Here is a 15,031-nt window from a genome sequence, read left to right on the forward strand (position 1 = left end):
CCATCAGCTCGGCGTCGACATAGGTCATCTCTTCGGATCCGGTCTGGATGAGCGCCGGAGGCATCTCCGACAGGTCGAGGTCGACGGGGGAGGCGACCGGTTCGGCACCTTCGCCGCCGAGCCGCTCGGCGCGCTCGACGAGGGTGGACAGCACGCCGACCGCGCGTCGCGGGAAGACTGCGCACCGGTGGGAGTTGGGATGGTCGAGCTTGCCCCGCGGATCGAGATCGGTGAGAGGTGAGAGCGCGACGGTGCCGGCCGGACGGCCGATGCCGAGGCGCACGGCCTCGTGGGCGACGGCGAAGGTGAGGAAACCACCGGCGGAGTCCCCGGCGATCACGACACGCTCGGCCGGGCAGCCGTGCGCCACCAGCCAGCGCAACCCGTCGAGTCCGTCCTCGACCGCGCGGCGGATCGGATGGCGGGGCAGCATGCGATAACCGACCGCCAGGGCCGGTGCTCCGGTGGCGGCGGAGATGCGCGAGACCAGATGGCGGTGCGTGGAGAGACCGCAGCACAGGAACGCGCCGCCGTGCAGGTACAGGAGTGCGGTGCCGTGCAGGCCCCCTCGACCGACCGGGGTCGTGGCGCCCGGCGCCCACACCAGTTCCGCCGGGCACGTCGGGAGATCGACGTGCCGGCGATGCGTGCCGGGCACCGGGACGAGCGGGAAGGCCAGGCGGTCGATCATGGTCGTCGGCCAGGGGAGGGCCGGGGTGTAGGACCACGCCTCGATGAAAGGCCGTACGGTACGGCGCACGGAGAAGGACAGGGCGCGGGACTGTGTGCTCACACCCGCGAATTCGCGCGTGGGGGCGCGGTGCGCGGGCGGAGGGAGCAACTCGGCGCGGGCGACGCTCACGACCGGCACCTCCTCGGTCTGCGCGGAGTCGTGGTCGGACCCGGTCGGTGGCTGCACGTACTCCGGATTTACGAGGATACGCCCGTTCATCCAGGTCGCGAGGGTCTGTCGAGTAATCGTTGTGGTCCTGATCTCAGGGTGATGATTCCGGGCGAAGGCGGGTTCTCGGCGATGTACCTTCTGTCAGGTACCGGCAGTGCAAAAAGTTTTCCGGACCTTCTGCACATTCCATACTTTTCGGGCCACACTGACTGTATGTTTCGACGTGCGGCGCGCGGCCCGGCGCCGCTCTGGGGGACGAGCGAAGGCGAGATGTTGCGGAAATTCGACATTGCAGGCACGAGTGCCGACGAGATCACAGCGGAAGATCTGCCCCGGATGGTGGCGGATGCAGCGGCATGTGAACCCGGCCGGATCGCGGTGACCCACGGCGCGGACACCACCACCTACGCCCGACTGAACAGCGAGGTCGTGAAGCTCGATGCGGCCATGGGGATCCTGCTCGGGCAGGCCTCGCTCGTGCCGATCGCGCTCGCGACCGTCTTCCCGGCGCTGGCCGACACGGCGCGCGGCGACCTGCGCGACGTGCTCGACGCCCTCGTGATCGATCTCGTCGAGTGTGTGGCACCCGAACCGCTCTCCGCAGCCGGCTGACGGACGGCCTCGCCATCCCTCATCATGGGTAGGTCGACGAACGACGAGATCTGTGCTGCACCGCGGCACCGGCTCGGGTGGGAGGCCCCGTGGAGGACGACACGCTCACCGTCGCCTGCAAGTACGGCGAGGTCCGCGGATATCGCGACGGAGAAGTCTACGTCTGGAAGGGCGTCCCGTACGCGGCTCCGACCGGACCTCGGCGGTTCCGGTCACCTCTGCCGCCCGAGCCGTGGGACGGAGTCCTCGACGGCGCGCGGTACGGACCCATCGCTCCGCAGAGCCGGCAGAGCCCGATCGGAATCGATCCCGAGATGACGTTGAGCGAGGACTGTCTCTCGCTCAACATCTGGGCACCACCGCCGGACGGGCACCGACGTCCGGTCATGGTGTGGATACACGGTGGCGCCTACGTGCTCGGGTACTCGGGGCAGAAGATCTACGACAGCCGAATGCTGTGCGAGAGCGGCGATGTCGTAGTAGTGACCATCAACTACCGGCTCGGTGCGCTCGGCTTCCTCGATCTGTCGTCGTTCTCCACCCCCGAAGCCGGGTTCGAATCCAATGTCGGCCTCCGCGACCAGATCGCCGCCCTCGAATGGGTACGCGACTGCATCGCCGACTTCGGCGGCGACCCGGACTGCGTGACGCTCTTCGGCGAATCGTCGGGTGCCGGGTCGATCACCACGCTCATGACCGTCCCGCGGGCCGAAGGTCTGTTCCACCGCGCGATCGCCCAGTCGCCGCCCGCGACGTCCGTGTACGGCCGCGAACGCGCCGCGACGGTCGCCGAGCGTTTCCTCGAGATCCTCGCCCTGCCGCCGTCCCGGGCCGCCGAACTGCTCACCATGCCGGCCGACAGGCTGGTCGAGGCCTCGGAGGTACTCGTCGCCGAGACTCCGACGAAGGTGCCGGGCACACTCGCCATGACCCCGGTCGTCGACCGCGACCTCGTGCCGAAATATCCGGTCGCGGCCTTCCAGAAGGGTCTGTCGCATCGGATCCCGCTGATCATCGGCTCGAACAAGGACGAGCCGTCGATCTTCCGTTTCATGAAGTCACCGTTGATGCCCGTGGACGACACGGCGGTGCAGGCGATGTTCGCCGCCCTGGCCGACGACCGGACGGATCTGCTTCCCGAGCGTCTCGCCGAGATCGTCGCGGCGTATCCCGACCTGCCCAAGCCTGCCGGGGCGATGGCGCTCTCGCGTGACGCCGGTTTCCGCATGCCGGTGCTCTGGGTCGCCGAAGCGCACAGCGCGCATTCGCCGACCTGGGTGTACCGCTTCGACCACGCCACCCCGATGCTGAAGGCCGCCCGGATCGGTGCCGGTCACGCGACCGAGTTGCCGTATGTATTCGGTAATTTCGGCACGCTCGGCCGGGATCCGAGCTTCTGGCTCGGGGGTCGCAAGGCTGCCGGCGAGGTCTCCGGACGTGTGCAGCGGCGCTGGCTGGCGTTCGCGCATCACGGCGTGCCTGCGGCGCTGGACGGTTCGAAGCACTGGCCGCAGTACGAGGTGGAGGAACGCTCGACCCTGCTCATCGACTCCCCGGACAGGGTGGAATCGGATCCGGACGGTGAGATGCGCCGGATCTGGGGCACCGAGGTGATGGCGTTCACCTGAGGACCCCGGCTCGGGAGAACCCGGCTCAGTTGCGGTATTCGGGATGTTCGGAGACGAACTTCTCGACGTACGAGCAGGACGTGCCGATCTTCAGTCCCTGCTTCTCGGTCTCGTCGAGGGCGTACTTCACCACGATCCCGGCCAGACCCCGGCCGCGGAACTGCGGATCGGTGACAGTGTGGTCGAAGTCCCGCAGGTCGCCGTGCTGCGTGTAGTCGGCGTACGCCGCGAGATCGTCGCCGAGATAGAGCGCGAACCGGGACTTGTCGGCGTCGTGCTCGATCCGGGGTTCGGTGCCGTCGATGTTCTGCGTCATGATGTCACCGTACTCGGGGACCGTCCGGGAGGGGTGCCGACGACGATCGCGTCGTCGTCGGTCAGTGCCACATGCTCGACTCCGTGCTCGCGCAGGTAGCTCAGGCACTGCCGGATTCCCGCGTCGGCGAGAGCCGATTCTCCGGCGTGCGGCACGATCGCGTGGCCGACCCAGCCGAGACCGTCCCATATCACCGGAATGCCGCACGTCGAGGCGACCTCACCGGGATCGTCGGAGAACTCGATGCCGCGCAGCGACGGCGTCGCGACGCAGGCCCCGGCGCTGTATCCCCCGTACACGAGACGGTTGCTACGTACCAGATCCGTTAGCACGGCGTCGCCGCCACTGCGGGCCAACTGCGCTCGCAGTACGAAGGTGTTGCCGCCGCGCACCCACACGGACGTGAAGCCCGACAGTCGCTGCCGCAACGAGCCGGGGTCGTCGAGGTGATCGCGCAGATCCACCTCCTCCGGCGTGAAACCGAGCGAGCGCAACGGCCCCATCTCGCTCGTGACCGCCGCCGCCCGGGCCGTGGACGGCCACGCGTCGGCGGCGTTCGCGACGACCGCGATGCGTCCGGGTTCGCCCACCAGCCGGACGAAGGGCGCGGGATCGCTACCGAACCGGTAGGAGGACAGGAACAGTCGCACGACGTCAGATCGTGAACGCGAGGTTGTCGACGATGCGGCGTCCGGTCTCGACGTCGCCGCCGAGGCGGATCTCGTCGATCCGGTCCTGCGCCCGCACGCGTCCGCCGGCGAGGCGCACGAACAGTCCCGAGTCCATCGTGATCGTCGTCGTGGCCGGGGCCGAGAGGGCCGGTACCTCGGCGGCCCGGCCGTGCACCTCGATATGGACGGTGCGCGCGAGGGGACCGGAGAGCTCGATCGTGATCCGCGCTCCCTCCGGAGCCTTGCCGCGCTTGCCCACGATGAACGGAACCGCGCCGAAGACCTCCGCCGACCCGAGTTCGGCGCGCGGACCGCCCTCCGTGCCCGTCCTGCCGAGCGCGTCGCAGATGTCGAGTTCGTGCAGCCAGCAATCGAACACGCGGATCCGCATGAAGCGCCCGTAGGGTGCCGGTCCGACCGGGGTGTTCGACTGCTTCCCGAAGTCCTCCTGCGTCATCGCGCCGAGCTGGTCCGTGCGACGGGCGACGATCTGCCGGTAACGCTCGAGCACGTCCGCGCCGGGGACGGGACGCAACGACTCCACCCACAACTCGTTGAAGGCCGCGATGTCGTTGCGCACGTGGGAAAGCGACCGCACGTCGCGTTCGATGCGCGGAGCGTCAATGCCCGCGAGCATCGACTCGGTGCCGATGAGATGCGCGGTGATGTCCTTGACGGTCCATCCCGGCAGGCAGGTGGCGGTGTTCCACGCGTCCTCGGTCGCTCCCGAGAGAAGGTCGTCGAGCGCGGCGAACTGCTCGAGCAGCAGCGGCCGGATCGTGTCGATCGGGAACTCGGCAGCGGAGCTGTCGGGGGAGGTGTCGGGCTGCGATGTCACTGATGCTCCTCGGCGGTCAGGCGTTCGAGGCCGGCGCGGACGAGTGCCGCGGTGGTCTCCGGATCGTGGAGTCGACGGCGAACCAGACCGATACCCATCCGGACACGGTCGCCGTCCCAGCGGGGCAGCACGTGCAGATGCGTGTGGAAGACGGTCTGGAAGGCTGCTCGTCCGTCGTTCAGGACGAGATTGGTTCCGTCGGTGGCAAGTTCGGAACGGGCCATCGCCCGGGCGATCCGCTGTCCGGCACGGAAGACGGCCGCACCCGACGCCGGATCGAGATCCTCGAGCCGCGCCGCGTGCACGCGCGGGATCACGAGGACGTGTCCGCGCGCGATCGGTCGGATGTCGAGGAAGGCCACGACCTCGTCGTCCTCGTACACCCGTGTTGCCGGGCCGCTGCCGTCGGCTATGGCGCAGAACACACAAGAACTCACCGGCTCACCTTAACGCGGTGTGCGGGTCCGGATCTTCAGCGCGTCGACGAGGGCCGGGAGTCCCACGGCTGCCGTCGTTCGCCAGGTGTGGTCGACCTGATCGCTGAGGCCGGTCTCGCGCGGATCGATCTCCACCACCGGCACGCCGTGGCTGCGCGCGAGCGACGGCAGGCCGGCGGCCGGATGGACGACTCCCGACGTGCCGACCACCAGGAGCAGATCCGCGTCTCGCAGGGACTCGGTCGCGGTCTCCCACGGTTCCTGCGGCAGCATCTCACCGAACCACACGACGCCGGGCCGCCCGGGACCTCCACACGCGGGGCACGCAGGCGGATCGAGACGGGCGACGGGCGCCTCCGGCGGATCGGGAAGATCGACGGCCCGCTCGCACCGGCTGCACCGTGGGGCGAACAGGCTCCCGTGCAGATGGGTGACGTCACGGCTTCCCGCCCGTTCATGGAGGTCGTCGACGTTCTGCGTCACGATCCGCAGGCGGACGGAGTGTGCCCAGTCGGCGAGGGCGTGGTGTCCGGCGTTGGGTTGCACGCCCCGGACGAGCGCGACCCGCCACTGGTACCAGGCCCAGACCGTCGCGGGATCGTCCGCCCAGGCGTCCGGTGTGGCGAGGGCGGTCGCGTCGAATTTCTCCCACAGTCCGGTCTGCGCATCGCGGAAGGTGGGCACGCCACTCTCGGCGGACATCCCGGCACCGGTCAGGACGGCGACGCGGCGGGCCGAGCGGGCGAGGTCGAGGACGGGGTCCGGGACGTTCATGGGGCTCAGGCTAAAGGCTCAGGGGGAGAGGGGACCGGGCTCGGGGTGCTCTCTGCCGCACCGCGGGCACGGCTCGTCGGTGGCAGTGAGCATCGCTCCACAGTCGGGGCACAGGAGGTGGAGCCAGCAGACCGGGTCGCCGCCCGTGTCGTCGGTGGTGCGGTCGTCGGCGGTCCCGTTCGCGGGTTTCTTTCCAGGGCCGGGGCTCATCCGCGGCCTTCTACGCTTTCTGTCGCACGAGCGCAAAGCAGGGGTCCGGCGACCGGAGTTCTGAATCGATTCCGAAGCATTCTGAATCGGTACACCGCTCCGTTCGGTATGCGCGTAGCGAATCTTTTTGCCATCGGTGCCCTTTCGCTCCGAAGGACGTTCCCGGAATTGTTCCGGGGCTCGACCCCGATAGTCCTCCACGGTCTTGCTCACCGGAGGAAAATGGCATTTGTGAGGTGAGCTGCCTCACAAACTTTCGTCATCTTGCTGTTCGGACTCGATTCAGATGATCCGACCAGGTTGCGGGCTCACAGGAGGGCACGGTAGGTCTGCTTAAGCCTTTCAGTGCATGACAGGCCGTCACATGGCCTTCGATAACGCATCTTTCGCCGCCGACCGCGGCACGACGCGCACTTTCATCGACGCAGGAGTCAAGAATTGAGTACCGAAGGATCGAACACGGGGAGCGGAGCGCACCGCCGTCCGACCGTCGGCGTGGTCCGTGAGACGAACGACGGGGAACGGCGGGTCGCGCTCGTACCGAAGATCGTGCCCTCGCTGATCGGTAAGGGACTCGACGTCATCGTCGAATCCGGTGCCGGTCAGGGCGCGCTGATTCCGGACGGGGCGTACAAGGAGACCGGCGCGACCGTCGGTGACGCCTGGTCCGCCGACATCGTCGTCAAGGTCGCCCCGCCGAGCGACGCCGAGATCGCCCGCCTGACCTCCGGTCAGCGCCTGATCGGCTTCCTCGCCCCGCGCAACGCCGACAATCAGATCGGCGCCCTCACGCAGGCCGGAGTCGAGGCGTACGCCGTCGAGGCCATTCCGCGCATCTCCCGCGCACAGGTCATGGATGCCCTGTCGTCGCAGGCGAACGTCGCCGGTTACAAGGCCGTGCTGGTCGCGGCGAGCGAATCCACCCGCTTCTTCCCGATGCTCACCACCGCCGCCGGCACCGTGAAGCCGGCGACCGTGCTGGTGCTCGGCGTGGGCGTCGCGGGTCTGCAGGCGCTGGCCACGGCGAAGCGTCTCGGTGGCCGCACCACCGGGTACGACGTGCGTCCCGAGGTCGCCGACCAGGTGCGCTCGGTCGGTGCTCAGTGGCTCGACCTCGGCATCGACGCGGCCGGTGAGGGCGGCTATGCACGCGAGCTCACCGAGGCCGAGCGGGCCCAGCAGCAGCAGGCGCTCGAAGACGCCATCAAGGGCTTCGACGTCGTCATCACCACCGCGCTCGTGCCGGGTCGCCCGGCGCCGCGCCTGGTGACCGCCGCCGCAGTCGAGGGGATGAAGCCGGGTTCGGTGATCGTCGACCTCGCCGGCGAGACCGGTGGCAACTGCGAACTCACCGAGCCGGGGCAGACCGTCGTCAAGCACGACGTCACCATCTGCTCGCCGCTCAACCTGCCCGCGACGATGCCGGAGCATGCCTCCGAGCTCTACTCGAAGAACGTGTACGCGCTGATCGAGCTGCTCCTCGACGAGTCCGGTGCCCTGGCCCCGGATTTCTCGGACGAGATCCTCGCGGCTGCCTGCGTGACGCGGTCGAAGGAGAACTCCTAGATGTACAACGAACTACTCGCGAACATCGCGATTCTGGTCCTGGCCGGATTCGTCGGTTTCGCCGTCATCTCCAAGGTGCCGAACACGCTGCACACGCCGCTGATGTCGGGCACCAACGCCATCCACGGCATCGTCGTGCTCGGCGCGCTCGTCGTGCTCGGTCACCTCCCCGGCGATGCCCACTGGGGCATCAAGATCATCCTGTTCGTCGCTCTGGTCTTCGGCACCCTGAACGTCGTCGGTGGCTTCGTCGTCACCGACCGCATGCTCGGGATGTTCAAGCAGCGCAAGGACTCCCCGGCTGCTCAGAAGAAGGGGGCTGACGCCTGATGAGCTACCTCGTCTCGGTCCTGTACATCATCGCCTTCGCGATGTTCATCTACGGTCTGTCGGGTCTGACCGGCCCGAAGACCGCCGTGCGCGGCAACTACATCGCTGCGGCCGGTATGGCTCTGGCCGTCGTCGCCGTGCTCATCGACATCCGCGACACGGAGAACTGGGGTCTGATCGTCGGCGGTCTGGCCGTCGGCATCATCCTCGGCGTCCCACCGGCCCTGAAGACCAAGATGACGGCCATGCCGCAGCTGGTCGCGCTGTTCAACGGCGTCGGTGGTGGCACCGTCGCGCTCATCGCGTGGGCCGAATACCTCGAGTCCACCAGCTTCACCACACTCGACGACCAGCCCACCGTGGTCATGATCGTCGGCTCGCTGTTCGCCGCGATCATCGGTTCGATCTCGTTCTGGGGTTCGCTCGTCGCCTTCGCCAAGCTGCAGGAACTGCTGAACAAGAATCTCGAGCGCAAACTGGTCGCGTCGGCGAAGCTCTTCCAGCTGGCCAATATCGTGCTGGTGCTCGCATCGATCGCGATCGCCGTCTACATCGGCATCAGTGCCGACGGTGAGCCGCTGGCCTCGTGGTGGATCCTCGCGCTGCTCGTCGTGGCCGGCCTGATGGGTCTGTTCGTGGTGTTCCCGATCGGCGGTGCCGACATGCCCGTCGTCATCTCGCTGCTCAACGCCCTGACCGGTCTGTCGGCCGCCGCCGCAGGTCTCGCGCTGAACAACCAGGCCATGATCGTCGCGGGCATGATCGTCGGTGCCTCCGGCACGATCCTGACCAACCTCATGGCCAAGGCCATGAACCGGTCGATCCCCGCGATCGTCTTCGGCGCCTTCGGTGGCAGCGAAGCGGCCGGCGGCGTGGCCTCGGCCTCCGGTGGCACGGTCAAGGCCACCTCCGCTTCGGACGCCGCCATCCAGATGGCGTACGCCAACCAGGTCATCGTCGTGCCCGGCTACGGCCTGGCCGTCGCGCAGGCCCAGCACGCCGTCAAGGAGATGGCGGCACTGCTCGAGGATCGCGGCGTCGAGGTCAAGTACGCGATCCACCCGGTCGCCGGTCGTATGCCCGGCCATATGAACGTCCTGCTCGCCGAAGCCGACGTCGAATACGACGCGATGAAGGAGATGGACGACATCAACGGCGAGTTCGGCCGCACCGATGTCACCATCGTCATCGGCGCCAACGACGTCACCAACCCGGCGGCCCGCCTCGACTCGACGAGCCCGATCTACGGCATGCCGATCCTCAACGTCGACCAGTCGAAGTCGGTCATCGTGCTCAAGCGCTCGATGAGCTCCGGCTATGCCGGTATCGACAACCCGCTGTTCACCGCCGACAACACGTCGATGCTGTTCGGTGACGCGAAGAAGATGGTCTCGGAGGTCACCGAGGAACTGAAGGCCCTGTAGGCCCTTGGGACCTGTCGTTCCCCGTCACGGCGCCCACGCGGATCACCGCGTGGGCGCCGTCGGCGTCAGCGTGGGGGCGAGAAGCGCAGCGAGGAGCACACACGCGAGCGGGACCGCCATCGCCGTCGTGAGCGAGGTGGCCTCGGAGATCCAGCCGATGCACGCCGGGCCCGCCAGGAAACCCAGATAGCCCAGCCCGACGACGCGAGACATGTTCGCCCCGGGGGATCCGGTGCCGAGGTTGCCCGCGGCGGTGAACAGCTGTGGTACGGCGCCGGACAAGCCGAGGCCGAACAACGCCCACCCGGCGAGAGTGAGGACCAGCCACGGCGACAGTGCCACCGTACCCATCCCGGCCGCGGCCACCAGCGTTCCGTACCGGATGACGGCGGCACTGCCGAATCGGGCGGTGACCCGGTCGGCGACGAAGCGCCCGATCGTCATGGTCGCCGAGAACGCGCCGAACGCGAGCGCGGCCACCGACTCCGGACTGCCGAGACGTTCCTGCACCTGCAGCGCACTCCAGTCGTTCGCGACCCCTTCGCACAGCATCAGCGCGAACGCCACCCCTCCGAGCAGCACCACCCGGCGCGAGTAGCCACCCCGGGATACCGGTGACGACGAGCGGGGCGGTTCCGTCCGGACGAGGCGCGGTGCCGCCCAGCACGTCGCCGCAGCCGCCACGACCCCGGCCGCCGCGAGCGTCATCGCAGGGTGGACATCGGCGGCCAGGACGGCCGCACCGACCAGCGACCCCGCGATCCCACCTGCGGAGAACAACCCGTGGAAAGCCGACATGATCGGTCGCCGGTATCGCTGTTCGACCACCACCGCCTGGGAGTTCATCGACACGTCCAGGGCGCCGTTCGCGAAACCGAACAGCGCGAGAGCGAGCCCGAGCTGCCACGGCGCCGTGGCCAGACCCGGCCCCACCACCGTCAGTGCCAGGGCCGCGGCGAAGACGACGGTGGTGCGGTGGCTGCCGAGGAGGTCCGCGAGTCTGCCCGTCACGTGCATGCCGCCGAGCGCCCCGAGGGCGAGCAGCAACAGCAACGATCCGAGCGCTGCATGATCGACTCCCACTCGCTCCCGGATCGTCGGGATGTGGACGACCCACAGGGCGAGCAGGAAACCGTTGAGCCCGAAGATCGTGAACACCGCGGCCCGGGCGTGCGCGAGCCGGTCCGCCGTCCGTCGTGTATCCACCACGTGGATGCACGCTACCGAGGCCGCACAGCGCTCACATGCCGGCGAGCAGTGCGGGCACGGGATCGCCGAGGACGGCACCGATCGTCGCGAGGGCCCGTCCTGCCTGCTCCCCGTCGACGAGCCGATGGTCGAACGACAGCGACAACGTGACGACCTTCCGGATCGCGAGGGCGCCGTCGACCACCCACGGGCGGTCGGAGATCGCTCCCACGGCGAGGATCGCCGACTCGCCGGGATTGAGGATCGGGGTTCCCGCATCCACCCCGAACACCCCCACATTCGTCACCGAGACCGTCGAACCGGTCAGCTCGGCCGGCGTTACCCGGCCCGTCCGCGCACGGTCGGCGACCTCGGCGATCGAGCTCGACAATCGCGGTAACGACAGTCGCTGGGCCTCACGGACGACGGGGACCTTCAGGCCGTCGGACGTCGCGGTGGCGATGCCGAGGTGCACGTCGTGGTGGAGAACGATCTCACCCGCCTCGTCGTCCCAGTGCGCATTGAGCGACGGCTCGTCGGCGATCGCGCACAGCAGTGCGCGCGAGACGATGCTCAGTGCGGTCGGGTGGACACCCTCGAAGGCCGGCGACGCGCGCAGTGTGGATACGAGAGCGACGGTGGCGGTCGCGTCGCACGTGAGGAAGACCGTGGCGTGCGGCGCGGTGAAGGCGCTGCGTGAGACGGCCTCGGCGGTCCGCTTGCGGACTCCTCCGACAGGTATTCGCGTGGTCCGCTCGACGGAGGGCACGGGTGTATGCGGAGGCGGAGACGCCGCCGCGGGTTCGTCGCCGGGACCGGCAGCCGGCCCCTCGCCGTGACCGTCGGCGGGCCTCTCGCCGTCAGCGGCGGTGCGTCTCACGTCGTCACGCGTGATCACGCCACCCCGTCCGGTGCCCGTCACCGTGTCCAGGTCGATCCCGAGAAGGGCTGCGAGTTTGCGTGCACCGGGCTTCGCGTCGGGTCGTGCGGTCGGTGGGTCGACCTCACGGGCACGAGCGGTGTCGGCCGATGCGCGGCGGGCCGCGCGCCTGCTCTGCGGGGCATCGCCGGGTCCGTAGCCCACCAGCACCGACGGACGGGACGCGCTGCCGCCTCCGGATGCCTCGACGGGTCCGTCCTCCGTGGCGATCCGCAGCAACGGTGCCCCGACCGGAACCGTCTGCCCCGGTTCGACCAGCAGTTCGGTGACGATGCCCGCATACGGAGAGGGCAGTTCCACCGTGGCCTTGGCGGTCTCGACCTCCCCGATGGTCTGGTTGAGTTCGATCCGGTCGCCGACCTCGACCGCCCACTGCACCCAATCCGCTTCGGTGAGTCCCTCACCCAGATCGGGGAGCCGGAATTCCTGTACTACGCGTGTGGAATTCGTCATCGCTGCACCTCACGCCGCGAGTGCGCGGTCGACCGCGTCGAGGATGCGATCCGGATCGGGACGGTGATGGGATTCGAGTTTGGCGGGAGGATAGGGGATATCGAATCCGCCGACCCGCAGCACCGGCGCTTCGAGTTGATAGAAGCACCGTTCGCTCGTGCGGGCGGCGATCTCCGCGCCGATACCGCAGAAGACCGGCGCTTCCTGCACGACGACGAGCCGACCGGTCCGTCGTACCGAGGCCTCGATCGTGTCGAAGTCGATGGGGGACAGCGACCTCAGATCGACGACCTCGAGCGAATGTCCCTCCGCCTCCGCGATCTCCGCCGCACGGAGCGCGGTGGCGACCAACGCACCGAAGGTCACGATCGTCGCTTCGGTGCCGGGCCGGGCGACCCGCGCGGAGGTGAGGGCGAGGTCGGGTGCGGTGTTCGTATCCACCTCTCCGCGTTCCCAGTAACGGTGTTTGGGCTCGAGGAAGATCACCGGGTCGTCGAGGGCGACGGCCTGCTGGATCATCCAGTACGCATCGGACGGAGTGCTCGGACTCACGACACGCAGACCCGCGGTGTGGGTGAAGTACACCTCCGGTGACTCCGAATGGTGTTCGACCGCACCGATACCGCCGCCGTAGGGGATGCGGACGGTCAGCGGCGCCGTCACGGTGCCCGCCGTGCGGTAGTGGATCTTCGCGACCTGCGAGACGATCTGGTCGAAGGCGGGGTAGACGAAACCGTCGAACTGGATCTCGCACACCGGCCGGTAGCCGCGCAGCGCCATCCCGAAGGCCGTTCCCACGATCCCGGATTCGGCGAGGGGCGTGTCGATCACGCGTCCCTCACCGAAATCCTTCTGCAAGGTGTCGGTGATGCGGAAGACGCCACCGAGGGTGCCGATGTCCTCGCCCATGACGACGACCTTGGGATCGTGTTCGAGCGCGCGGCGGAGTCCGGCGTTGAGGGCACCGCCGAGTGTCATCGTCGTGGTGGTCATCGTCGCGCCTCCTCGTCCGTGGTACCGAAACTCGCCAGATACCGGGCGTGGTCGGCACGTTCCTGCTCGATGAGCGGATGCTCGGTCGCGTAGACGTGGTCGAACAGTGCGGTGGGTTCGGGGTCGGGCATCCCGAGTGTTCCGCGCCGCAGCCGCACAGCGGTCTCGTCGGCGACCGTCCGGACCTCGTCGAAGAAGGTCTCGTCGACGAGCTCTTCGCGTTCGAGCAGCCGGCGCAACCGATCGATGGGGTCGCGCGCCTTCCATTCCTCGAGATCGGCGGGCGCGCGGTAGCGGGTGGGGTCGTCGGAGGTCGTGTGGGGACCCATGCGGTAGGTGAGGGCTTCGACGAAGAACGGTCCGGCTCCGTCGCGGGCATGGCGGACGGCGCGACGGGTCACCGCGAGGACTGCAAGGACGTCGTTACCGTCGACCTGCACGGCCGGCATCCCGAATCCGGCGGCGCGCCGGGCCAGGGGCACAGGACTCTGCACTCGGGTGGGCACGCTGATCGCCCAATGGTTGTTCTGGCAGATGAACACCACGCCCACACCCCAGCTGACGGAGAACACGAGGGCCTCCGAGAGATCGCCCTGGCTCGTGGCGCCGTCGCCGAAGTACACGACGGTGGCGATCTCGGTTCCGTCGAGTTTCGCGCCCATCGCGTACCCGGTGGCGTGCAGGCCCTGGGCGCCGACGACGATGGCCGGGTTGGTGGTGGCCACCGAGTGCGGATCCCAACCCGACAATCCGCACCCGCGCCACAGGCGGGTCATGTCGGCGGGATCGACGCCGCGACACCACGCGACGGCGTGCTCGCGGTAGCTGGTGAAGACGTAATCGTCGGGCGCGAGGGCCCGGGCGGAGCCGACCTGGGCGGCTTCCTGGCCCTGGAGCGGTGCCCAGAGGCCGAGCTCACCCTGTCGTTGCAGGGCCGTCGCCTCCGAGTCGAGGCGTCGTGCGACGACCATGTCGCGATAGAGCCCGCGCAGTTCGTCGGGGCCGATGTCGGCGACGAGTGGGCCGTACTCGGTGTCGAGGACGCGTCGCCCGTCGGGCTGGATCAACTGGACCGGATAGGCGGTCGGTACATCCATCGGATCACCTCGTCGGTGCGGATCCGGCGTGCCCTCATGAGGCACGAACGGATGATGTGTGCCGTACCTCACATCATCCGGGTGCGTCGCGTATGCGCAATCGATTCGGCCCGAACCGTGCAGAAAGCACGGTTTTCGAGTGCCCGATGCTGGCAGACTGCGAAGAATGACCAGGCTGGATGCGACCGACGCGCGTCTGCTGCTCGAACTCGCACGCACACCCCGGGCTACGGGCGTGGAGTTGGCGCAGCGTCTCGGGCTGTCGCGCAACACCGTCCAGGCGCGCCTGGCCCGGTGGGAAGCCGACGGTGTGCTCGCATCGTTCGAGCGGCGGGTCGATCCCGTGAGCCTGGGCTATCCGCTCGCCGCCTACGTGGCCACCCGCGTCGACCAGCACCGTCTCGACGAGGTCGTCGACGAGCTCGCCCAGATCCCCGAGGTCACCGAGGTCTACGGTTTGACCGGGCAGATCGACCTGTCGGTCAAGGTGGTCGCCCGCGACGCCGACGACCTGTATCGGCTGGCCGGCCGGATCCTGAGGATCCGCGGCGTCGAGCGCACGGACATGTCGCTGGTCATGCAGGAACTCGTCCCGCAGCGCACGGCTCCGCTGCTGGCCCGGGCCGCCGGACGCAGCGGAGGCGAGACGG

At 68.6% G+C, this 15,031-nt stretch carries 16 protein-coding genes; 6 read left to right on the forward strand and 10 right to left on the reverse strand.

What is annotated here, in order from left to right; translation table 11 throughout:
• The coding region (locus R1101_RS25970) for an alpha/beta hydrolase fold domain-containing protein (RefSeq protein WP_442969878.1) at positions 1–862 on the reverse strand (862 nt) is incomplete at its 3' end.
• 138 nt (positions 863–1,000) lie between these two features.
• Here R1101_RS25970 and R1101_RS0106155 point away from each other — a divergent pair.
• Positions 1,001–1,516, forward strand: a complete 516-nt coding sequence (locus tag R1101_RS0106155) for a hypothetical protein (RefSeq protein WP_232284687.1) — start codon at positions 1,001–1,003, stop codon at positions 1,514–1,516.
• An 89-nt stretch (positions 1,517–1,605) separates the two neighbouring features.
• Positions 1,606–3,144 carry a carboxylesterase/lipase family protein gene (locus R1101_RS0106160; RefSeq protein ID WP_016932591.1) on the forward strand — a complete coding sequence of 513 codons (1,539 nt, stop codon included), beginning with the start codon at positions 1,606–1,608 and terminating at the stop codon, positions 3,142–3,144.
• 25 nt (positions 3,145–3,169) lie between these two features.
• On the opposite strand, the gene R1101_RS0106165 is transcribed toward R1101_RS0106160, so the two are convergent.
• From R1101_RS0106165 to R1101_RS0106185, 5 genes are read right to left on the reverse strand one after another with little or no spacing between them, the layout of a single operon-like run.
• Positions 3,170–3,460 (reverse strand): GNAT family N-acetyltransferase, encoded by a 291-nt coding sequence (locus tag R1101_RS0106165; RefSeq protein ID WP_016932592.1) that lies wholly within the window; start codon positions 3,458–3,460, stop codon positions 3,170–3,172.
• Positions 3,457–4,110: a Type 1 glutamine amidotransferase-like domain-containing protein gene (locus tag R1101_RS0106170; RefSeq protein WP_016932593.1), complete on the reverse strand. Its 654-nt coding sequence runs from the start codon at positions 4,108–4,110 to the stop codon at positions 3,457–3,459. Before R1101_RS0106170 ends, R1101_RS0106165 begins: the two co-directional genes overlap by 4 nt.
• Before the next feature lie 4 nt (positions 4,111–4,114).
• On the reverse strand, positions 4,115–4,969 hold the full coding sequence (locus tag R1101_RS0106175) for a maleylpyruvate isomerase family mycothiol-dependent enzyme (protein WP_016932594.1): 855 nt from the start codon (positions 4,967–4,969) through the stop codon (positions 4,115–4,117).
• Entirely contained in the window at positions 4,966–5,406 is a 441-nt protein-coding gene (locus R1101_RS0106180) for an HIT family protein (RefSeq protein ID WP_026002944.1), read from the reverse strand. The genes R1101_RS0106175 and R1101_RS0106180 overlap by 4 nt, the downstream gene beginning before the upstream one ends.
• Positions 5,407–5,415: 9 nt before the next feature.
• A complete protein-coding gene (locus R1101_RS0106185; protein WP_016932596.1) occupies positions 5,416–6,180 on the reverse strand; it encodes an SIR2 family NAD-dependent protein deacylase in 765 nt (254 codons plus the stop codon).
• A 648-nt stretch (positions 6,181–6,828) separates the two neighbouring features.
• On the opposite strand from R1101_RS0106185, the gene R1101_RS0106190 reads away from it, so the two are divergent.
• Genes R1101_RS0106190 through R1101_RS0106200 form a run of 3 tightly spaced genes read left to right on the forward strand, consistent with a single transcriptional unit; the run spans position 6,829 to position 9,710 of the window.
• Positions 6,829–7,956: a Re/Si-specific NAD(P)(+) transhydrogenase subunit alpha gene (locus R1101_RS0106190; protein ID WP_016932597.1), complete on the forward strand. Its 1,128-nt coding sequence runs from the start codon at positions 6,829–6,831 to the stop codon at positions 7,954–7,956.
• Entirely contained in the window at positions 7,957–8,286 is a 330-nt protein-coding gene (locus R1101_RS0106195; protein WP_006552916.1) for an NAD(P) transhydrogenase subunit alpha, read from the forward strand.
• Positions 8,286–9,710: an NAD(P)(+) transhydrogenase (Re/Si-specific) subunit beta gene (locus tag R1101_RS0106200; protein WP_016932598.1), complete on the forward strand. Its 1,425-nt coding sequence runs from the start codon at positions 8,286–8,288 to the stop codon at positions 9,708–9,710. Before R1101_RS0106195 ends, R1101_RS0106200 begins: the two co-directional genes overlap by 1 nt.
• Before the next feature lie 42 nt (positions 9,711–9,752).
• On the opposite strand, the gene R1101_RS0106205 is transcribed toward R1101_RS0106200, so the two are convergent.
• The 4 genes from R1101_RS0106205 to pdhA are packed head-to-tail and all read right to left on the reverse strand — an operon-like array spanning position 9,753 to position 14,381.
• On the reverse strand, positions 9,753–10,919 hold the full coding sequence (locus R1101_RS0106205) for an MFS transporter (protein WP_016932599.1): 1,167 nt from the start codon (positions 10,917–10,919) through the stop codon (positions 9,753–9,755).
• A 31-nt stretch (positions 10,920–10,950) separates the two neighbouring features.
• On the reverse strand, positions 10,951–12,291 hold the full coding sequence (locus tag R1101_RS0106210) for a dihydrolipoamide acetyltransferase family protein (RefSeq protein WP_016932600.1): 1,341 nt from the start codon (positions 12,289–12,291) through the stop codon (positions 10,951–10,953).
• 9 nt (positions 12,292–12,300) lie between these two features.
• Positions 12,301–13,284, reverse strand: a complete 984-nt coding sequence (locus R1101_RS0106215; RefSeq protein WP_016932601.1) for an alpha-ketoacid dehydrogenase subunit beta — start codon at positions 13,282–13,284, stop codon at positions 12,301–12,303.
• Positions 13,281–14,381, reverse strand: coding sequence for a pyruvate dehydrogenase (acetyl-transferring) E1 component subunit alpha (gene pdhA, locus R1101_RS0106220; protein ID WP_016932602.1), 1,101 nt, complete (start codon positions 14,379–14,381; stop codon positions 13,281–13,283). The genes R1101_RS0106215 and pdhA overlap by 4 nt, the downstream gene beginning before the upstream one ends.
• 166 nt (positions 14,382–14,547) lie before the next feature.
• Between pdhA and R1101_RS0106225 the strand changes: the two genes are divergently transcribed.
• A partial coding sequence (locus tag R1101_RS0106225; protein ID WP_016932603.1) for an Lrp/AsnC family transcriptional regulator occupies positions 14,548–15,031 on the forward strand: 484 nt, incomplete at its 3' end.

Source organism: Rhodococcus sp. R1101 (genome assembly GCF_000278445.1).
In the GTDB taxonomy this organism is placed as follows: Bacteria; Actinomycetota; Actinomycetes; order Mycobacteriales; family Mycobacteriaceae; genus Rhodococcus; species Rhodococcus gordoniae.